Source organism: Stappia sp. ABD4_338 (genome assembly GCF_056312175.1).
On sequence record NZ_CM149982.1, the window covers coordinates 1,868,713 to 1,888,466 of the forward strand.

Genomic DNA, 19,754 nt, shown 5'->3' on the forward strand with positions numbered 1-19,754 from the left:
CGGGGGATCCATGAACGCGAGATCGGACGGCGACGAGAAGCAGGACGCGCGCGAGCGCAAGGGCGAGATCCTGCTCGACGCGAGGGGCGTGACCAAGCGCTTCGGCGAGATCCTGGCCAACGACGATGTCTCGCTCGCCCTGAGGGCGGGGGAGATCCATGCGCTTCTGGGCGAAAACGGCGCCGGCAAGTCGACGCTGGTGAAGATCCTCTATGGCGCGCTGGAACCCAATGGCGGCGAGCTTTTCTGGCAAGGAGAGCGGGTCTCGATCTCCTCCCCCGCGGAAGCCAGACGTCTCGGCATCGGCATGGTTTTCCAGCACTTTTCTCTGTTCGAGGCGCTTACGGTCGCGGAGAACATCGCGCTCGCGCTGACCGACAAACCGTCCATGCGCGCCCTTGCGAAACGCATCACCGAGGTGTCGCGCGACTACGGCCTGACACTCGATCCCTATGCTGTCGTGGCCGATCTTCCCGTGGGCATCCGCCAGCGCATCGAGATCGTGCGCTGCCTGCTTCAGGAACCCCGCCTGATCATCATGGACGAGCCCACGTCCGTGCTCACCCCGCAGGAGGCGGACCAGCTCTTCCTCACGCTGGAACGGCTGACGCGCGAAGGCTGTGCCATCCTCTATATCTCGCACCGACTGGAAGAGGTGCAGCGCATCTGCCATCACGCCACGATCATGCGGCACGGAAAGGTGGTGAGCGAGTGCGATCCGGCCCGCGAAACGGCCAGTTCCCTTGCCCGCATGATGGTCGGCTCGGCCGTGCAGGACCTGCACCGAAGCAAGGCCGAGATCTCCGCCAGCGCGCGCCTTTCGGTGCGTGGCCTCAGCGCCGCGCCCGACACCCCCTTCGGCGTGCCGCTGGAGAACATCGATCTCGCCGTTTTCGGCGGTGAGGTGGTCGCGATCGCCGGCATCGCCGGAAACGGGCAGGGCGAGCTCTTCGACCTTCTTTCGGGGGAGCGCACCAGCCAGCGCGCCGAGATGGTGGTCATCGACGGCGAGGCCTCGGGGCAGCACGACATCACCCGGCGCCGGCGTTCCGGTGCCGCCTTCGTCCCGGAGGAGCGCCTGGGGCATGGCACGGTTGCCGGCATGAAGCTGTCGGAAAACATCGTGCTGACGCGGCATGCGACCGGAGACCGGCTGACGCGCTCGTCCCTGGTCGACACCCGCAAGGCGGGCGAGATCGAACGCCGCATCAAGACAAACTTCGACGTGCGCATGTCGCATGACGATCCGGAGGCGCGCGCGCTTTCGGGCGGCAACCTGCAGAAATTCGTGATCGGACGCGAACTCGACCGCAAGCCGGGCCTGCTGGTGGTCAACCAGCCGACCTGGGGTGTCGACGCGGGCGCGGCGGCGCTCATCCGGCAGGAGCTTATCGATCTCTCGCGGCAGGGATCGGCCGTGCTGGTCATCAGCCAGGATCTGGACGAGATCTTCGAGATCGCCGACCGGGTCGCGGTGATCTCGCGCGGCAAACTGTCGGCGGCGGAACCGGTCGCCCAGGTGACGCGCGAGCGGATCGGGCTGCTCATGGGCGGTCTTGGCGAGAAGGGCGGGGAGGGGCAGAATGCAGCTTGATCTGGAGCGGCGCGCCGAACATTCCAGGGTCATGGCGCTTCTGTCGCCGGTGATCGCGCTGGTGCTGACGCTTGTGTCGGGTGCCATTCTTTTCGCGGCAATCGGGCAGGACCCGCTGGCCGCGCTCTATGCCTTCTTCATCGAGCCGCTGACCGCCTCGTGGTCGTTGCAGGAACTCGTCGTCAAGGCCACGCCGCTGGTTCTCATCGGCGTGGGCCTCGCGGTCTGCTTTCTCTCCAACACGTGGAACATCGGCGCGGAAGGGCAGTTCACCGCTGGTGCCCTCGCCGGGTCGATGTTGCCGATCCTCCTGCCGGGCTTCGAGAACGTGCTGACCCTGCCGCTGATGCTGCTGATGGGCATTGCAGGCGGCATGGCGATCGCCGCCATTCCCGCGTTTCTCAAGGTCCGCTTCGGCACCAACGAGATCCTCACCAGCCTGATGCTGGTCTATGTCGCACAGCTTCTGCTCGACTATCTGGTGCGCGGTCCCTGGCGCGACCCCGACGGCTACAACTTCCCCGAAAGCCGGCTGTTCACCGACGCAGCGACATTGCCGGCGCTCGCCGACGGGAGAATGCACTTCGGCGCGATCTTCGCGCTGATCGCGGTCCTGGTCCTGACCATCATGCTGTTGTCCTCGCTGAAGGGGTTCGAGATCCGGGTCCTTGGGCAGGCGCCACGTGCCGGCCGTTTCGCCGGTTTTTCGCAAAACCGCATGGTCTGGTTCGCCTTTCTCGTGTCCGGCGGTCTCGCCGGCCTCGCCGGAATCTCGGAAGTGTCGGGCGCGATCAACCAGCTCACGCCCGTGATTTCACCGGGCTACGGATTCACGGCCATCATCGTCGCCTTTCTTGGGCGGCTGAACCCGATCGGCGTGCTTCTTTCGGGCCTGCTCCTGGCGCTGTCGTACCTGGGCGGCGAGGCCGCGCAGGTCAGCCTCGGGCTCACCGACAAGACGGCGCGTGTTTTCCAGGGGATGCTGCTGTTCTACGTTCTGGCCTGCGACACGCTGATCCTGTACCGCATCCGCTTCACGCGGCCGTCGGCCGCGGGTGCCGGCGCGGTGCAAGGGAAGGGGGCCTGAGACGATGGGTTCATTCGAGGCGATCCTTCTCACGGTGATGACGGCGGCGACGCCGCTGCTGCTCGCCGCCATCGGCGAACTGGTGGTCGAACGGTCCGGGGTGCTGAACCTGGGCGTCGAAGGCATGATGATCATGGGCGCCGTGATGGGCTTTGCCGGCGCACAGGCGACCGGCTCGCCCTATGTCGGTATCCTGTGTGCCATGGCCGCCGGCATGGTGCTGTCGCTGCTCTTCGGCTTTCTCACCATCCATCTGGTGGCCAACCAGGTGGCCACGGGTCTGGCGCTGACGCTGCTCGGGCTCGGCCTTGCCGGCATGATCGGCGAGGCGTTCGTCGGGCGTCCCGGTGTCCGCCTGATGCCACTCGAAATTCCAGGCCTCAGCGACCTTCCGGTGATCGGCCGCATCGTCTTCGGGCAGGACATTCTCGTCTATGTGTCGCTGGCGCTCGTCGCGGCGGTGGCCTTCGTGCTGTTCAGGACACGGGTCGGGCTCGTGATCCGGGCGGTGGGCGACAATCACGGCTCCGCTCACGCGCTCGGCGTTTCCGTGCGCAAGGTGCGCTATCTCTGCGTGCTGTTCGGCGGTGCCTGCGCCGGGCTTTCGGGCGGCTACCTGTCGCTCGCCTACACGCCCCAATGGGTGGAGGGCATGACGGCGGGCCGCGGCTGGATCGCGCTGGCGCTCGTCGTTTTCGCCACCTGGCGGCCGCTGCGCCTGCTGGCCGGCGCCTATCTCTTCGGAGCCGTCGGAATTCTGCAGTTCCACGCCCAGGCGCACGGCGTGGCGCTGCCGTCGCAGTTGCTTTCCGCCCTGCCGTATCTTGCGACCATCGCCGTTCTTGTCATCATCTCGCGAAACCGGATACTGACCAAGGTGAACACGCCGGCCTGTCTTGGCCGGCCGTTCGTCCCGGACCGGTAGCGCGAAACGTCACGCCGCACGAAAAGGGGCAGGGAGCCTTGCGTGCGGCGCGAAGCCTTCGGTGGCGCGCCTGGCCACCGGCATCAACAGGGGAACAGGAGACCTACATGAAAAAACTGCTCAGCCTCGCGGCCGCCGCGCTGCTCGGCCTCGGCGTCGCGCACGCCCAGGCGGCCGACAAGCTCAAGGTCGGCTTCATCTACGTCGGCCCGATCGGCGACTACGGCTGGTCCTACCAGCACAACCAGGGCCGTCTCGCCATCGAGAAGGAATTCGGCGACAAGGTCGAGACCGTCTACATCGAGAGCGTGCCGGAAGGCGCCGATGCGGAGCGTGCCATCGAGCGCCTGGCACGTGAGGGCGCCGGCCTCATCTTCACGACCTCCTTCGGCTTCATGAACCCGACGCTGAAGGTCGCCAAGAAGTTTCCGAACGTGAAGTTCGAGCATGCGACGGGCTTCAAGCGCGCCGACAATGTCTCGACCTACTCGGCCCGCTTCTACCAGGGGCGCTACATCATCGGCCAGATCGCGGCCAAGATGTCGAAGACCGGCACCGCGGGCTACATCGGTTCCGTGCCGATCCCGGAGGTGGTGCGCGGCATCAACGCCTTCATGCTGGGCGCCCAGTCGGTGAACCCGGACTTCAAGATCAAGACGGTGTGGGTGAACTCCTGGTACGACCCGGGCAAGGAAGCCGACGCCGCCAAGGCGCTGCTCGACCAGGGGGCCGACATCCTGGTGCAGCACACCGACAGCCCGGCTCCGCTTCAGGTGGCGGCCGAGCGTGGCGCGCACGGCTTCGGCCAGGCGTCCGACATGATCCAGTTCGCGCCGGACGCCCAGTACACGGCCATCGTGGACGACTGGAGCGCCTACTACATCAGCCGCGTCAAGGCGGTTCTGGACGGCACCTGGAAGAGCGAAGACACCTGGGGCGGCCTGGCCGCCGAAATGGTCGTCATGGCGCCCTACACGAACCTGCCGGATGACGTCGTCGCCATGGCGAAGGAGACGCAGGCCAGGATCCATGACGGCAAGTTCCATCCCTTCACGGGCCCGATCTTCAAGCAGGACGGTTCCGAGGCGGTCGGCGAGGGGATCATCCTCGACGACGGCACGCTGCTCGGCATGGACTGGTACGTGAAGGGCATCGACGACACGCTGCCGAACTGATCCGGCGGACTGTCCATCGCCTGAAAGCAGAAACGCCGGAGCCATTGGTCTCCGGCGTTTTATATTTTATATCAACGCATTGTCGCCGTCTCGAGGATGAAGCGGACCCGTTCGGCGACGCTTGTTTTCGGGAGCGGGTGGACAGTGTGGCCAAGCTCATCGAGGGCGTCGCGCAGGCGGTGAAACTCCGCCTCGGCAGCCGCGAAATCATGCAGGCGTTCGGCGTCGCCCGTATAGATCTCCGGCCAGGGCGGGGCAAGAAAAACGTCCTTTTCATAAGGACTTGAGGCGCCAATCGAGACGTGCAGCGGCGTGCCGTCCACATGGCGGAGCGCAACGGCGGCATCGATCAATCCCCGATCGAAGAAGACCGTTCCGAGGCCGGCTTGCGCCGCATCGAGATCATCGCGGGCCATGGCCAGCGCGCGGCGGGCGAAGGCCGCGAGATCGACCCAGGGCAGGGCGTTGCCGCTACCGGCAAGCTCCTCGGCAACGATGCGGCGGCCCGGTTCCTCGACGACACGGTGGCCACGCTCCGCGAGGGCCTCAAGAAGCGTCGACTTGCCGCCGCCAGAGCAGCCGGTGATCAGAACGAGACGGGTCATGGGAGAGCTTTCATTCCAGGATGGTTGCCTTGGCGGCATCGTCGCGGTTCCATGCGAAAAGCACGAGATGCCAGAGCCCGGGCACCTTGCGCGACGGATCGACAAGTCCTTGCGCGCCAAGGCTTTCCAGACGGTTTCGGACCGCCCACGATGCGGGAGTGCGGCCTTGCGAAACGGCGTCCTGCCAGGGCGCGGTGGCCTGATCGAGGCTGACGTTCGCAAGACGCCGGGCCTCGGGGTCGCGGAGGTCGAAAATCCGGTTCGCGGTGACGCGAACCCGAAGCAGTTCCAGTGCCTGGCTACGGCTGCCGCGATGCGCGATCATCGCGGCATCAACACCTTCGGGCGACGAACTGAGGTAGAGCGTGGGCTGACCGGATGCGGAATAGCGACCCGGACGATGGGACCCGCAAAGGGCCGTGTCGCGAAACGCCGGGTCGACGGCCCGATAGAAGATGCCGTCGAGTGTCAGAAGCGGCAATGAGGATGTCATCGGAAGATGGCCTTGCGCGGTTTGGCCAGCTTCGCATCGCAAGCGACCGACACGTCCGACCGTTCCACCGTCATTCATTGGAGAGACCGCGACTACAGCGCCTTGGGCCGGCAGGGTCAAGAGAGGAAGCCGCGCGTGCCAATTGAGGGGGCATTGGACCGTGACGTTATCCACCTCCGGATCGCATACACAAAAGTCGCATAAGATATATTATGGAATATTTTTATGTGCACCGAAAGACGAGCTTGGCCAAGGGCTTGAGCCGTCCATGTCACCATATCAGCGACATGTGGCTCCGAGGACAAGTTTGACCGCGTCCGTTGCGGGCGACGTCGGAAACTCTCGTGCCCCGAAACCAGGTTAGAGTTGGCGTCGTCGTCATCACGGTCCTTGCGGTCCGCATCGCATCCGTATGGCAGTCGTGCTTCGGTTTGTCGCGAACGATCCCTTTGCCCGAGCCGGCTGACCGGTTCGCGTCGCAAGGCGTCGAGCGTCGCGGCCTCGCAAGTGCACTGTCGCGCGGACGCGGTTTCACGGAAACACCATCCGGCCGGCGGCTGCGCCATGACGCCGCATGACACCGAAGCTGCGATCGCACCGGATCTCCGACGTCGGGTCGATCTGGATTGTGAAGCGATTTCAGCGACAAGGCGAGACACGGTTCGACGTTGCCGCCGATACGCCTGTCCTTGACAGGACCTCGCGTCCTTGCGAGACCGAACGCAATCGCGCCGAAGACACATCCGGTTTTCAGGCCGCGCCTCTCGTTACTTCCTGTCCTGTCGGGGTCTTGCCCGTGATCCGTCACATCGTCTTCTTTTCCGCCCGAACGCCCGCCGACCGGGATGCCGTCGAAGCCGGCCTGAACCTGCTTGCCGGGATTCCCGACTGTCTGCATTTCGAGGTCGGGCGAAACTTCGCCACCGATCCCATCAGCCCCGACGGTCCGGATTTCGTCGTCTACGGCGAGTTCCGCGACGAGGCCCAGCTCGCCCGCTGGAAGGCGCATCCGCTGTACCAGAAGTCCATCGACGTGGTGCGCCCCTTGCGCGACCTGCGCATGGCCGCCGACTTCGAAAGTCCGGTCAAAACGGTCAGGGATTGAGTCCGGCCTGCCAGGTTCAGGCAATTTCCGGCAAAAATAGTGTCAGAATTGATCGAAACTTGAGTCATCGAGGCGCTGCTGAAGCGCCTCGATGCTGTCGGCCTCGACGATCCGCCGGGCGAGGACAAGCGTGAAGCCCTGACGCGCCAGGACGGCGATTTCGCGCCCGATCCGCTCATGGTCCGCCTCTCCGGAGCGCCACGGCCCGAGACGCCGCTTTCGGGCCGCCGTCATGGCCGCGCGCAACTCCTCCGCCTCCCCTTCGCGCGACAGCATGTCCCCGGCAAGATCGCGATCTATCCCCTTGGCCGCGAGTGTCATGCCGATGCGCCGGGCGGAGCGGCCCTTGCGCCGTTCCGAGGCGATTTTCGATTCCGCGAAGGCGGCGTCATCGACGAGGCCGGACGCGCGGCAGCGCTCGACCACCCTGTCGATGATGTCGTCATAGTCACAAGGGTCGAGATCGAGCGCTTCGGCCGCGCGACGAACCTTGCGCGCAAGCACGCGGCGCAGGTTCTCGACGCTGGAACCGTAGCGGTCGAGATAATGCAGCGCCGACTTGATCAGCCGTTCTTCCGTTGGCGGACGGGCGGCGCGCATGGTCTCACGCCTCCGCGGGCGTGTCCGGCAGCGGGCTGGTGAAGACCATGCCGTCGAAGGCCGGGCGAATGCCGTCGGGAAGCTCGGCGGAAAGCGTGCGGAAATCGAGGTCGATGTGCATGTTGGTCAGGACCGCGCGTGCCGGTGCCATGCGCGAGATCCAGTGCAGTGCGTCCTCAAGCGAGAAATGGCTCGGGTGCGGCGTGCGGCGCAGCGCATCCAGGATCCAGACGGAGAGACCTTCGAACCCAGCCTCGACTTCGGGCGGAATCGCTTTCACATCAGGCAGGTAGGCAACATCGCCGAAGCGAAAGCCGAGCGCGTTGATGTCGCCGTGATTGACCTCGACGGGCAGGAACGGGATGGCACCGCCCGCCCCTTCGACAACACCGGCGCGACCTGCCACGATCCGCTCTTCCTTCAGAATCGGCGGATAGCTGGAGCCCGGCGGCGTGCGAAACCCGTAGTCGAAGAGCTCGCGGGCACGCGTCGAGGTCGCAACATCCATGTGCACCGGAATGAGCCGGCGATGGGTGATCGCAAGCGGACGCAGATCGTCGATGCCATGCAGGTGATCCGCATGGGGATGGGTCAGGAGAACGGCGTCCAGATCCGTCACGTTGGCGGCGAGAAGCTGCTCGCGCAGGTCCGGCCCCGCATCGACAAGGACCGTCGTCGTGCCGCCGGGCCCGTGGCGGCGCACCAGAAGCGCGCAGCGCCGGCGCCGGTTCTTCGGCTCGTTCGGATCGCAGTCGCCCCACAGGCCACCGACGCGCGGCACACCCGCGGACGACCCGCAGCCGAGAATCGTGAACTCGAGCTCGCCCGCCGTCATCAGCCGGCCGGCCTTTTGACCCTGGAGAAGAGACGGAAGAAGTTTTCCGTCGTCTGCCGGGCCATCTCGTCTTCGGACACGCCGCGCGCCTCCGCCAGAACCTTGTTTGTGTGGGCCACATAGGCCGGCTCGTTGCGCTTTCCGCGCCAGGGCTGCGGCGCCAGATAGGGCGCGTCGGTCTCCACCAGCAGCCGGTCGGCGGGAAGCTCGGCGGCAATGGCGCGAAGATCGTCGGACCGCTTGAAGGTCAGGATACCGGAAAAGGACACGTAGAGCCCGAGGTCGATGCCGGTGAGCGCCAGATCGCGGCCGGACGAGAAACAGTGCAGGAGGGCCGGAAAGGCGCCCTTCTCCGTTTCCTCGGTCAGGATCCGCGCCATGTCCTCGTCCGCGTCGCGCGAGTGGATCACCAGCGGAAGGCCGGTTTCACGCGCGGCGGCGATGTGCCGGCGAAGCCCTTCGGCCTGCGCCTCGCGCGGAGCCTTGTCATAGAAGTAGTCGAGCCCGGCCTCGCCGATGGCGACGACCTTCTCGTATTCGGCGAGCCGGACGAGGTCCGCCGTGGTGACGTCGGTCTCCTCGCCCGCGTTGTGCGGGTGGGTGCCGACTGAACACCAGACGTTGTCGTAGGTCTCGGCGATGGCGCGGATCTGGTCGAACTTCCGCACGCGGGTCGAGATGGTGACCATGACACCGACACCGGCGGCCCTTGCGCGCGCAACGATCTCGTCACGCTCGGCGTCGAAGTCGGGAAAGTCGAGATGGCAGTGGCTGTCGACAAGCATCACGCGTCCGCCGCCTCCCCCTTTTCGGCCTCCACGTAGCGCGGAAACACGCCCGCGGGCTTGGGCAGCTCAGTGCCCGCGACAAGGCGGCCGTCGGGTCCGAGGCTGTCGAAACCGCGCGCGCCGGGCGCAAGCGCCAGAAGGTCGAGCAGCTTTTCCGCACTCGTCGGGACCACGGGCTGGGCCAGGATCGAGACCTGACGGATCACCTCGGCGGTGACGTAGAGCACCGTGTTCATGCGCTGCGGATCGGTCTTCTTCAGCGCCCAGGGCTCCTGGGACGCGAAATAGCGGTTCGCCTCGGCGACACAGGCCCACACGGTGGCGAGCATCTGGTGGATCGCCTGACGCGACATGGCCTCGCGCGCGGTCGCGAGCATTGCGTCAGCCTGCGCCAGGATCGCCTGATCCTCGGCCGAGAAGGCGCCCGGCTCCGGCAGCCTGCCCTCGCAGTTCTTGCCGATCATCGACAGGGAACGCTGCGCCAGGTTGCCGAGGTCGTTGGCGAGATCGGCATTGATGCGGTTTACGATGGCATCGTGGCTGTAGTTGCCGTCCTGACCGAAGGGAACCTCTCGCAGGAAGAAATAACGAACCGAATCAAGGCCGTAATGATCCACGAGCGCGAAGGGGTCGATCACGTTGCCGACCGACTTGGACATCTTCTCGCCGCGGTTGAACAGGAAGCCGTGGGCATAGACGCGGCCGGGAACGGGAAGGCCCACCGACATGAGGAACGCCGGCCAGTAGACCGCGTGGAAGCGCACGATGTCCTTGCCGATCACATGCAGGTTGGCCGGCCAGAAGTGGGCCCGTTCGGCATTTTCGTCCGGAAAACCCGTGGCGGTCAGATAGTTGGTGAGCGCGTCCACCCACACATACATGACGTGGCGCTCGTCGCCCGGCACCTTGACGCCCCAGTCGAAGGTCGTGCGCGAAACCGAGAGGTCCTTGAGGCCGCCCTTGACGAAGCTCACCACCTCGTTGCGACGCTCGTCCGGGCCGATGAAGTCCGGGTTCGCCTCGTAGTGGGCAAGCAGCTTGTCCTGGTACTGCGACAGGCGGAAGAAGTAGCTCTCCTCCTCGACCCATTCGACCGGGGTGCCCTGCGGGCCGTAGCGCACGCCGTCGGCGCGCAGCTCGGTCTCGCTCTCCTGGTAGTAGGCCTCGTCGCGCACCGAGTACCAGCCGGAGTAGCTGTCCTTGTAGAGGTCGCCGTTGGCCTCCATGCGCCGCCAGATCTCCTGACAGGCGGCGTGGTGCCGCTTCTCGCTCGTGCGGATGAAGTCGTCGTTCGAACAGCCGAGCATCCCGACCATGGCCTTGAAGCGGTCGGCATTGCGCTCCGCCAGTTCGGCCACGGGAATGTCTTCCTTGCGCGCGGTCTGAAGCATCTTCTGGCCGTGCTCGTCGGTGCCCGTCAGGAAGAAGACCTCGCGGCCGTCAAGCCGCTGGAAGCGGGCGATGGCGTCCGTCGCGATGGCCTCATAAGCGTGGCCGATATGGGGCACGCCGTTGGGGTAGGAAATCGCGGTCGTGACGAAGAAGGGAGAGCGTTCGGTCATGGCCTGCAAGCGGATCCGCGTAAGGGGTGTGCGTGTGTCGATCTGGACGGGTTTGAGGCGGGCAAGAAGCGGACGGTGCCGTCCCGACGCGGAATCAGGACGAAACGCCCTGCCCGCGCGCGGCCTCGGCCAGATCGCGGAACGCGTTCAGCACGATCTGCTTCCGGTCGAGGTTGAAAGCGTCCGCCTCACGCGCTGCGTGGGTCGTCTTTTCCCATACCTCGGCCATGCTGACAAGGCGGTCGAGCGGCCCCGACGCACCACCGCGCACGGCCTGGTGCAGATGGTCGGCGACGAGGTCCTGAAACAGCGTCCAGCCGTCCTCCGCCCCGTTGCGCGAGATCGTGTCGGCGAGATCGTGCGCCGCCTCCACGTCAAGCTCGGGAAAGCGCGCGGCAAGGGCCGAGAACCGGTCGGCGATGTCGATGGTCTCGCCCTCGGCAAGACGGATGGCCTTGCGCAGGCTGCCCTGGGAGAGGCTTGCGGCCCGCTCGGCGATGCGCGAGCCCGTTTCGGCCACGCCGAGCATCGACAGCCCCTCGCCCACCTGCGCCTCGCTCAGCTCGTGCAGCCGCAGCGTCCGGCAGCGCGAGCGGATCGTCGGCAGCAGCCGTCCCGGCGAATGGGCGATCACCAGGAACAGTGAGTTGCGCGGCGGCTCCTCGAGGATCTTCAGGAGCGCATTGGCCGCGTTCGCGTTCATGTCGTCGGCGGCATCGACGATGCAGATGCGCCAGGACCCTTCCGATCCGGTGGACCCGAAGAAGGGCACCGTGCGGCGGATCTCGTCGACGGTAAGGTCCTGCCGGATCTTGTCCTTGCCCTTGCGCTTGGGGTCATAGGGCCGCTTGAGATGCAAAAGGCCGGGATGCGCCCCGCCGGCGATCTTGCGCACGTCCGGATGATCGTCGGGTAGCGCCAGCGACGTCGCCGCGCCGACCTCGGCGGAGCGCGCATCGGGATGCGCGAGCGCGAAACGGGCGAAGCGGAAGGCGAGCGTTGCCTTGCCGATGCCCTTGGGCCCGGCGAGGATCCATGCGTGGTGCATCCGGGCGGAACGGTAGGCGTCGAGAATCTCGGCCTCGGCGTGTTCGTGTCCGATGAGGCGCGTCTGCGCGCGCGGCAGCGGCACACCCGCGATGGCATCGGCTTCGGTGACCAGGGGATCGTGCTCGTCGCTCATGAGGCCTCCCCCGTATCGGCGGCCAGCACCGGGCCGTCACCGGCAAGCAGCCTGGCGCGCACCGCCTTCCAGATCCCGGCCTCGACGGTTTCGGCGTCGGCGGTGCCGTCCACCACGACGAAGCGCTCCGGCTGCGCGGCGGCAAGCTCCAGAAACAGCCTCCTGCGACGCTCCTGGGTGGCGATCGCATCCGTCTCGAACCGGTCGGGCCCGCCCGCCCCCTCGCTGCGGGTCGCGACGCGGGCAAGCCCCACTTCGGCCGGCACGTCGACGAGAACGGTCAGGTCGGGGCGCCGTCCGGCGGTGGCGATCTTCTCCAGCCGGTCGAGAAAGCCCGTGTCCACGCCCGCCTCGCCCTGATAGACGCGGGTGGAATCGGCGAACCGGTCGCACAGCACCCAGGCGCCGCGTTCCAGCGCGGGGCGGATCGTCACGTCCATGTGGTCGGCGCGCGCGGCGGCGAACATGGCCGCTTCCATGCGCGGTCCGAGTTCACGCACCCTGCCTTCAAGAAGAAGCTTTCGGATGACCTCCGCCGCCGGCGATCCGCCGGGCTCGCGCGTTACCTCGGCCTCGATGCCGAGCGCGGCGAGACGCGCCTTCAGCCGCGCGATCTGGGTGGTCTTGCCGGCCCCTTCCCCGCCCTCGAAGGTCACGAAGCAGCCCTGGGCGACGGGGCTTTCGTCTCCGGTTCTATCCGCCATCGAGCCACCATCCGAACAACGTTTCGCGCAGGGCATCGGCGGCCCGGCCCTTCACCGTACCCGCTGCCACCGCGTCGCGGGTGCGAAGCGGGGCACGGTGCACCACTGCGTTGTCCTTGAGAACCCTGAGCTCGCCCACGGTCGCTCCCTTTTCCACCGGCGCGCGCAGAGGCCCCTTGTAGACCACGCGGAGGCGGTAGGCATGCTTGTCACCGCGCGGAAGCAGCAGCTCGACGTCATCCGGGCTTTCCAGCCCCACCTCTCCGGCCTGGCCGCCGAACACGCGGGCGCGGGCGATTTCCTCCCGCGCAGGATAGAGCACGACTTCCTCGTAGTCCTTGGCCAGGCTGTCGAAAAGATCGCGCAGCGCCTCCTCGCGCGCATCCGCCGAAGGATGCCCCGCAACGACGCCGACAAGGCGGCGGCGGTCACGCTCCATGGTGCCGACCGCATTGAAGCCGGCCTTCTCGCTCTGTCCGGCGACGAAGCCGTCGAGATCGGCGATGGCGCCGATCAGCGGGTTCTTGTTACGCTGGAAAATGCCGTTCCAGGTGAAGTCCGGCAGCGTGAAAAGCTCCATCCGGTCGCGATGCGACGTCAGCAGCCAGATGGCGAGGCGCGACAGGTCGCGCGCGCTGGTGCGCGCCGAGGCGTCCTCATGGCCCGTCGGGCTCGTGAAGCGCGAGGTGTCCATGCCGATCCGCCCGGCAAGCGCGTTCATCCGCTCCACGAAGGCCGCCTCGCTGCCCGACAGGCCCTCCGCCAGGATGATCGCCGCGTCATTGGCGTTCTGCACCAGAAGGCCCCTGAGCAGATCGATCACCGGCACCTCGCTCTTGAGCGCGGCGAACATGGTGGTGACGCGGGCGGGAGCGCCGCCCGTGCGCCAGGCGTGCTCGCTGACGCGGTAGAGCGTGTCCTCGGAAATCTCGCCCGTGTCGATGGCATCGAAGACCACGGCGACGGTCATCAGCTTGGCGGTCGAACCGGGCGCGAAGGCGAGATCGGGGTTTCTTGCCGCGAGAAGCGTGCCGGTGCTCAGGTCGATGAGGACCAAGGCCGTGGTGTCCGGCTTGTCCGCCTCCTGTGCAAGCACCTCCCGTCCCGGGCCCGCGAGGATCGCGCAGAATGCGAGGACGACCACCATGAGGCGAAACGCAAACCGGGTCCGGGCACCGGTTTCCCGCAGCGCCCGAAGATCTCGCCCTGTCGATGTCATGAAAGGGTCCGCTCGCAAATCACGCCAATGGTACAATTGCCCGCCGGCGCGAACCGGCGGACGCCCGACCATAACGGCTGGCAGCCTGCGAGACTACCGGGATTTCGCCCGTTCCGCCGCCAGGGCGGCAAGGCCCGTTCCGCCGCCAATGCCCTCGAATGCGGAATAGGCCGCCTCGATACGCGCGCTGGCGCGGAAGGAGGAGATCGCCGAACCGCGCTCGAGGCGGCTGACCGATCCGCTGGGGAACGGTGCAAGGCGACCCTGCGGACGATAGAGCACGGCGGGTTCCGCGCTGTAGCCGAGGCCACGCGCGGACGAACCGTCGTCGTGGGTCGCGGTCGCGGAAGCCGGCACCACGGGTGCATCGGGCGCGGACTGGCTGAAGCCACCGTTGAGCGAGGCGAGCTGCACGGCGCGCTCGCCCGATTCGAACGCGTCGGCCGGATCGAAGGCGGCGGTGACGGTGTTCGAGAAGCTGTTGTTGGAGGCCAGCAGCACGTCGTAGGGACGCGTGCGCGGCACCGGCGCCGGACCCACATGAACCGGCGGCGACGCCTGGGCCAGCATCGTGCCCGGCATGGTGCCGCCCGGATTGACCGAGCCCGGCCCGTTGTAGGACGCGAGCAGGAACGCCTCGTCCTTGCCGTCCATGCGCGCGCGGCCGACATATTCGACCTTCACCTTGGCAACGCCCTTGCTCTTGTAATCGAGCATCTCGGCGACCCGCTCGGACAGGTCGATGGTGCGGTTGCCGTGGAAGGGGCCGCGATCGTTGACGCGAACGATCATCGACCGGCCGTTCTTGAGGTTCGTCACCCGCGCGTAGGAGGGAAGCGGCATGGTGGTGTGGGCCGCCGTCAGCGCGTTGCGGTCGAAGACCTCGCCGTTGGCCGTCTTGCGACCGTGGAACGTCGGACCGTACCAGGATGCGAGGCCGACGGAGGTGTAATTCGGATCCTCCTTCGGGCGATACCACTTGCCGGCGACCTTGTAGGGCTTGCCGACCATGTAGCGGCCGCCGCCCTTGGGCACCGGCTTGCCGTTCTTGACGACGCGCGGGCTGGCGGGAACGCCGTATTTGGATTCGGAGAACTTGACCTTCTTGCCATCCGGCGAGCTGCCGCAGGCCGCAAGCGTCAGGCACAGCACGGAAACGGCCGCGACCGACAGTGCGGAGCGATGGCGGGAAAGAACCCCGGACGCGCCTTCGGGCGCGAGCGGAAGGGAGGTCTGAGTGCCCGTCGTGGCGCGGGACTTGGATGCCGTCATGATGCCGCCCTACTCGATACTTGACCCGGCGAGCCGACGGAGGAGGCTGGAAATACGGTCGCGATCGACCCTGCCCGCCCCGGTCCGCAACCCCGGCCTTTCGGCCGGGAATTCAGGATCGGTCATCAGCGCGGGGAGTTTCCCGTCACGAGCCAGGCCCGTCGAACGATCACTCCCGAAAGCCGCGCAACGCCTCGATCCTGCTGCGCCGGTGGGACCCATGTTCTTCTCGCGATGCGGCCCCCCAATTGGCGCATCACGACATGAGTAACACGGCGTCTATTACCTCAAGGTGAACAAGGCGTCGACGTGAAACGGCGAGATTGTGGAAACTTGTCGCAGTGCGGGGCAATCCTGCCACAGTTTCCCCACACGAAGGGCATTGTCGCCGCGACGTCAGACGACTTTCCGAAGTGGAGCGAGCCGTGCCGGCGCCACAGCGGGCGCGGGGTGGAAAAATCTCACCGCCCGATGCGCGCGCGCCCCTTGAGCCCGTCGTCGCGGGTCCAGTAGAGCCGGTCGCCCTCGCCGCGCGACAGCGTGAAACAGAACCGTTTGCCGTCGTACCAGTTCTGCCACTTCTGGCACAACCGGTTGCCGCGCACCCACCAGCGCCCCTGGTCCTCCGGCTGCATGAAGCGGCCAAGGCCTACAGCCTGCCCCTCCCCGTCAACCTGCCCGTTGCGGCGATAGTTGAGCGGAAACTCGCCGCCGAGCGGTGTCTTGAGATAGATCCGCTTGCCGGAGATGGTCTGCTTGATCTGCGCCCCGTCCATCAGCGTGCGAGCCTCGGCCGGCGTGGCGGCCACGAGGCCGGCTCCGATCACGCCGGCGACGAGAAGACCGGCAACGGGCTGTGCGTTGCAACGGCGTTGCGGGCGGCGCGAACCGGTTTTCATCCTCATGAGACCATCCTCCTCCTTCGTGGCCGGGCGTCTCTTGCAGGAGCGATTGGCAGGAGCGATTGGCAGGCGCGATTGCAAGGCGCCACTGCCTGTTCAACCGGGTTTACGCCGCGACCCGCGCGGCGGATCACCGCCGGCAACCGGCCGGGGGCGTACGAGGAAGGGATGAAAGGCGTTCGGAGGAGGATCGACGCTCCGGTGGAAGATGCCACCCGAGGATGCGATCCAACAGGCGACGCCCGTTTTGTGATCGATGTCACATCCGGCGAAGGGACTGTTTCCTATGGTGTTCATGGCGCGTGCCCCCGCGCCCGACGCCGCAAGACGGCGCAACCGCCGATCCGGTCCCTGCCTCGACCTTCCGGATCGGCGGTTTTCGTCTTGGGTCAGGCAGGCGCGCCCCCTCCCCGGCTTTTCACCGCCCGAACGCCCGCCCAGGCTCCAAGCGCCTTGACAAGCGGGGCATTCAAAAGCGAAACGGGACGTCAGACGGATGGGTGGCCGAGTGGTTTAAGGCAGCGGTCTTGAAAACCGCCGTGCGGGCAACCGTACCGTGGGTTCGAATCCCACCCCATCCGCCAGCGACCCTTTTCGCGCGCGCCTAAAGCATCCCAAATCCCTTGATTTTGCTCTAATATCGGGTGACCTTGGCTCCCGATCTATCCCGGCTATTCTCGCTCATTCCTTGCCCAAAGCGGGCACAAATGCGGGCACCTAATCCGGGAAATGCGGGCACGAGGGGCAAGCGAATGTTGACCGATGCAAAGGTCCGGCGCATCAGGAGCGGCGAAAAGCCACAAAAGCTTGCTGACGGCGGCGGACTTTTTCTCTTCGTGACCCCCGCCGGGAGTCGCATTTGGCGCTACCGCTACCGCTTTGGCGGAGCCGAAAAACAGATCGTCTTGGGCCACTACCCGGATATGCCCCTTGCAAAAGCGCGGCTGGCAAGAGATGAGGCAAAGGCCATCCTGAAGAGCGGACGGGATCCGATCGTTGACAAGCGCCAGGTGCAGGCTGCGGGTCTCGAAGCCGGAGCGAATACCTTTGAGCGCGTCGCGCGCGAATGGCATCGGCTTCAGGCTCCAACATGGACCGCAACACACGCTGCAGATGTTTTGCGCAATCTGGAGCGTGACGTCTTTCCTGAAATCGGCCGGGCTCCGGTCGCAGACCTCAATGCGCGCCGAATCCTGGAAGTTGTTCGAAACATTGAAACCCGTGGCGCTGTCGAGACAGCGCATCGAACGCGGCAACGGATATCGGCCGTTTTCGGCTACGCCATCGCGCTCGGTATTTGCGAAAATGATCCGGCGGAGCAAATTCGGCGTGTTCTCTCTCCGGTAAAGCGCCGCCAGCAACCAGCGCTCACGTAGCTCGATGACCTGCGCGAGGTGTTAAAGGCAGTCGAGACCACACCCGCTCACCCTGTAACCAAGCTCGCACACCGTCTACTTGCTCTGACCGCACTTCGTCCCGGAGTCGTTATTGAAACACCCTGGGAGGAGTTTGCCGACCTGGATCCGGAAGCTCCTGTATGGGTTGTTCCCTCCAGTCGGATGAAGTTGCGGCAACAATTCAAGGGGGATGAGCGACGCGATCACTTAGTGCCGCTCGCCCCCCAGTCGATTGAGGTTATTGAGGCGGTGAGGATGTTCTCCGGTCGCGGCCCTGTTGTCTTTCCGAATTCACGCTTCGCCCATCGTACAATGTCGGAAAATGCGATCGGCTACCTGCTCAACCGAGCCGGCTACCATCACCGACATGTGCCTCATGGATGGCGAGCGGCCTTTTCGACCGTGATGAATGAACGTTATCCGACAGAGCAGCATATCATTGACTTCGCGCTCGGACATGTACCGAAGGACAGGGTAGAGGCGGCTTACAACAGAGCCCGCTATCTCGACCGTCGACGCGAGATGGCCCTTGAATGGGCGCAGCTGATTCTGGAGGGGCAGCGACCGTTGGCAGAGATCATCGCCTTGCCACGAAGAACGTACAAATAGATCGGCCGTTTACTCCGTCCCCGGCTGGTTTGAATCGGAGCGATGCATTTTCAAAGCGCGCTCAAACGCCGAAATATGCCACCGCAGAAACATTTTGCGGTCTGTTTTCGAGGCCAATGCCAAACGCCGCTTCAGCTTGGTGAGCTCAACTTCGGCATCGCGCCGCGAAAGCTCGAAGGACGGCCCGCTTTCATACCAGATTGTGACAGTGGCCATCACGTCCACCGCTCTTGGCTATCGTGCCTTGAACCTTCGGGCGCCCAACACGGCCCAGTCTCCTGAAGAATGCGACTGGCACCCTGGCCTGGAACGCATGATGCAACATGCTTGGCGATGTTCGCCCGCCCTTTGGCCTCAATCTCCCCGAGAGCCCTTATCCGGTCAAGCCGCTTGGCTTCTAACTCCATGCCCTGATCGCGACAATAGTCCGCAAGAGCACCAATCTCTTGTAAAAGCTGAAAAACACGCATTCTCTTTGCTTTCAAGCTCAGTGGATCATATGGCATTCCTATTCAATAATTCAATTTTAACGCGAGATGCGCAACCGAAGAGTGCCTCAATCATATCACGAAGGATCAATCAACCCCGCCATTTGACCTCCCCCGACTGGCCGTGATGCGATCACGACACCCCCCACCCTAGTCTTTCAGCAATGGTTGGGAGGGTAGACATGACTGACGCATACAACGCACCTGACGACAACGGTATCCTGGACTATGTCGCGGGCATTCTGGAATTTGCGCATCAAGAACTTTTGTCGAGGGACCCCGTGATCGCAGCCGAGATCTATTACACCCTCGCCTCTGTTCGGGCGAGAACAAGGCGTGATATGAAAGGTTCACACGCAGAGATTGATAGCGCATAGCGTGCTGCGCATACCTGATGGAGGCACCTCACATGCCGACCACCGTCAATTTTGCCGCTGTTGTCGATCAGTTTTCCAAGGTCGCTACCGAAGCCGAGTGCCTGTCCCTGCTACAATCGACAAGAGACCACTATGGTCTGGCCAACGTTGTCTACTTCGCAACTCGGATACCCGAGGTCAGGATTGATGAGCCCCTAATTGCGGTTACCTACCAGGAGGAGTGGGTCCAGCATTACAAGGATGAGGGCTTCGTCGACATCGACCCAGTCGTTCCAGCCGGCCTTAGAAATCTGTTGCCGACGGATTGGTCAACGTTCGACCGCTCCAAGCCCGAGACAAAACGCTTTTTTGGGGAGGCCAATGAATTCGGTGTTGGATCGCAGGGGCTGACCATTCCGATCCGCGGGGCACACGGCGCGATAGCCATGCTCTCAATCACAAGCAATGATGACGGAAACGAATGGGCATTGATGCGAAAGCATCTGATGCGAGAGTTCCAGATCGTTGCGGCAGCAACACACGACATGATCCTTCGCATCAATGGAGCTGAGCAACAGATTCCACGGCTGTCGCCACGCGAACTCGAATGCCTGCAATGGGCAGCTGAGGGGAAAACTTACGAAGACATAGCGATCATAATGAATCTTCGCAAAGGAACTGTGAAGTCATACATGGAAATTTCAAGAAGAAAATTGAACGCACTGAACACAACCCACACCGTGACTAGAGCAATTCGCTTGGGATTGATTTAAACCCCTCAGGTTTCCGCCATTCCAAAAACTACTCAACCCTGCCATTTTACGGAGTATTATAGAAAAAATCCCTTTGCAAAAA

General features: G+C 64.8%; 21 protein-coding genes and 1 tRNA gene. 10 read left to right on the plus strand and 12 right to left on the minus strand.

Annotated features, from left to right (window positions below; all coding sequences use genetic code 11):
• The first annotated feature begins 10 nt into the window (after positions 1-10).
• The 4 genes from ACYX4S_RS08650 to ACYX4S_RS08665 all read left to right on the plus strand — a co-directional run bounded on the left by ACYX4S_RS08650 (position 11) and on the right by ACYX4S_RS08665 (position 4,781).
• Entirely contained in the window at positions 11-1,594 is a 1,584-nt protein-coding gene (locus tag ACYX4S_RS08650; protein ID WP_476362595.1) for an ABC transporter ATP-binding protein, read from the plus strand.
• On the plus strand, positions 1,584-2,681 hold the full coding sequence (locus ACYX4S_RS08655) for an ABC transporter permease (RefSeq protein ID WP_476362596.1): 1,098 nt from the start codon (positions 1,584-1,586) through the stop codon (positions 2,679-2,681). The genes ACYX4S_RS08650 and ACYX4S_RS08655 overlap by 11 nt, the downstream gene beginning before the upstream one ends.
• Before the next feature lie 4 nt (positions 2,682-2,685).
• Positions 2,686-3,606, plus strand: a complete 921-nt coding sequence (locus tag ACYX4S_RS08660) for an ABC transporter permease (RefSeq protein WP_476362597.1) — start codon at positions 2,686-2,688, stop codon at positions 3,604-3,606.
• Positions 3,607-3,713: 107 nt separating this feature from the next.
• Positions 3,714-4,781, plus strand: coding sequence for a BMP family ABC transporter substrate-binding protein (locus tag ACYX4S_RS08665; protein WP_476362598.1), 1,068 nt, complete (start codon positions 3,714-3,716; stop codon positions 4,779-4,781).
• 71 nt (positions 4,782-4,852) lie between these two features.
• Here ACYX4S_RS08665 and ACYX4S_RS08670 read toward each other — a convergent pair whose 3' ends face one another.
• Entirely contained in the window at positions 4,853-5,386 is a 534-nt protein-coding gene (locus ACYX4S_RS08670) for an AAA family ATPase (RefSeq protein WP_476362599.1), read from the minus strand.
• A 10-nt stretch (positions 5,387-5,396) separates the two neighbouring features.
• A complete protein-coding gene (locus tag ACYX4S_RS08675) occupies positions 5,397-5,879 on the minus strand; it encodes an RES family NAD+ phosphorylase (protein ID WP_476362600.1) in 483 nt (160 codons plus the stop codon).
• Between the two features lie 796 nt (positions 5,880-6,675).
• Between ACYX4S_RS08675 and ACYX4S_RS08680 the strand changes: the two genes are divergently transcribed.
• Positions 6,676-6,984, plus strand: coding sequence for a Dabb family protein (locus ACYX4S_RS08680; RefSeq protein WP_293724914.1), 309 nt, complete (start codon positions 6,676-6,678; stop codon positions 6,982-6,984).
• Positions 6,985-7,026: 42 nt separating this feature from the next.
• Here ACYX4S_RS08680 and ACYX4S_RS08685 read toward each other — a convergent pair whose 3' ends face one another.
• From ACYX4S_RS08685 to ACYX4S_RS08725, 9 genes are all read right to left on the minus strand, one after another.
• On the minus strand, positions 7,027-7,584 hold the full coding sequence (locus tag ACYX4S_RS08685; RefSeq protein ID WP_422068749.1) for a regulatory protein RecX: 558 nt from the start codon (positions 7,582-7,584) through the stop codon (positions 7,027-7,029).
• 4 nt (positions 7,585-7,588) lie between these two features.
• Positions 7,589-8,419, minus strand: a complete 831-nt coding sequence (locus ACYX4S_RS08690; RefSeq protein WP_476362601.1) for an MBL fold metallo-hydrolase — start codon at positions 8,417-8,419, stop codon at positions 7,589-7,591.
• Complete coding sequence (locus ACYX4S_RS08695; protein ID WP_476362842.1) at positions 8,419-9,204, minus strand: TatD family hydrolase; 786 nt, start codon at positions 9,202-9,204, stop codon at positions 8,419-8,421. Before ACYX4S_RS08695 ends, ACYX4S_RS08690 begins: the two co-directional genes overlap by 1 nt.
• Positions 9,204-10,769, minus strand: coding sequence for a methionine--tRNA ligase (gene metG / locus ACYX4S_RS08700; protein WP_476362602.1), 1,566 nt, complete (start codon positions 10,767-10,769; stop codon positions 9,204-9,206). The genes ACYX4S_RS08695 and metG overlap by 1 nt, the downstream gene beginning before the upstream one ends.
• Before the next feature lie 94 nt (positions 10,770-10,863).
• Entirely contained in the window at positions 10,864-11,952 is a 1,089-nt protein-coding gene (locus tag ACYX4S_RS08705) for a DNA polymerase III subunit delta' (RefSeq protein WP_476362603.1), read from the minus strand.
• Positions 11,949-12,656, minus strand: coding sequence for a dTMP kinase (gene tmk, locus ACYX4S_RS08710; protein WP_476362604.1), 708 nt, complete (start codon positions 12,654-12,656; stop codon positions 11,949-11,951). The genes ACYX4S_RS08705 and tmk overlap by 4 nt, the downstream gene beginning before the upstream one ends.
• Positions 12,646-13,875: a D-alanyl-D-alanine carboxypeptidase family protein gene (locus tag ACYX4S_RS08715; protein WP_476362605.1), complete on the minus strand. Its 1,230-nt coding sequence runs from the start codon at positions 13,873-13,875 to the stop codon at positions 12,646-12,648. The genes tmk and ACYX4S_RS08715 overlap by 11 nt, the downstream gene beginning before the upstream one ends.
• A gap of 93 nt (positions 13,876-13,968) precedes the next feature.
• Positions 13,969-15,147, minus strand: coding sequence for a septal ring lytic transglycosylase RlpA family protein (locus tag ACYX4S_RS08720; RefSeq protein ID WP_476362606.1), 1,179 nt, complete (start codon positions 15,145-15,147; stop codon positions 13,969-13,971).
• A gap of 461 nt (positions 15,148-15,608) precedes the next feature.
• The gene (locus ACYX4S_RS08725; protein ID WP_476362607.1) at positions 15,609-16,052 is read right to left on the minus strand and encodes a hypothetical protein; all 444 of its coding nucleotides are present in this window, start codon (positions 16,050-16,052) and stop codon (positions 15,609-15,611) included.
• A gap of 491 nt (positions 16,053-16,543) precedes the next feature.
• Between ACYX4S_RS08725 and ACYX4S_RS08730 the strand changes: the two genes are divergently transcribed.
• From ACYX4S_RS08730 to ACYX4S_RS08740, 3 genes are all read left to right on the plus strand, one after another.
• Positions 16,544-16,633 (plus strand) — tRNA-Ser (locus ACYX4S_RS08730).
• 168 nt (positions 16,634-16,801) lie between these two features.
• Complete coding sequence (locus ACYX4S_RS08735) at positions 16,802-17,425, plus strand: tyrosine-type recombinase/integrase (RefSeq protein WP_476362608.1); 624 nt, start codon at positions 16,802-16,804, stop codon at positions 17,423-17,425.
• A gap of 9 nt (positions 17,426-17,434) precedes the next feature.
• The gene (locus ACYX4S_RS08740; RefSeq protein ID WP_476362843.1) at positions 17,435-18,055 is read left to right on the plus strand and encodes a tyrosine-type recombinase/integrase; all 621 of its coding nucleotides are present in this window, start codon (positions 17,435-17,437) and stop codon (positions 18,053-18,055) included.
• Between the two features lie 9 nt (positions 18,056-18,064).
• Here the strand turns inward: ACYX4S_RS08740 and ACYX4S_RS08745 are convergent, their stop codons facing one another.
• Positions 18,065-18,271 (minus strand): hypothetical protein, encoded by a 207-nt coding sequence (locus ACYX4S_RS08745; protein WP_476362609.1) that lies wholly within the window; start codon positions 18,269-18,271, stop codon positions 18,065-18,067.
• A 454-nt stretch (positions 18,272-18,725) separates the two neighbouring features.
• On the opposite strand from ACYX4S_RS08745, the gene ACYX4S_RS08750 reads away from it, so the two are divergent.
• Positions 18,726-18,920 (plus strand): hypothetical protein, encoded by a 195-nt coding sequence (locus ACYX4S_RS08750; protein WP_476362610.1) that lies wholly within the window; start codon positions 18,726-18,728, stop codon positions 18,918-18,920.
• A 32-nt stretch (positions 18,921-18,952) separates the two neighbouring features.
• On the plus strand, positions 18,953-19,672 hold the full coding sequence (locus ACYX4S_RS08755; protein ID WP_476362611.1) for a helix-turn-helix transcriptional regulator: 720 nt from the start codon (positions 18,953-18,955) through the stop codon (positions 19,670-19,672).
• The last annotated feature ends 82 nt before the right edge of the window (positions 19,673-19,754 follow it).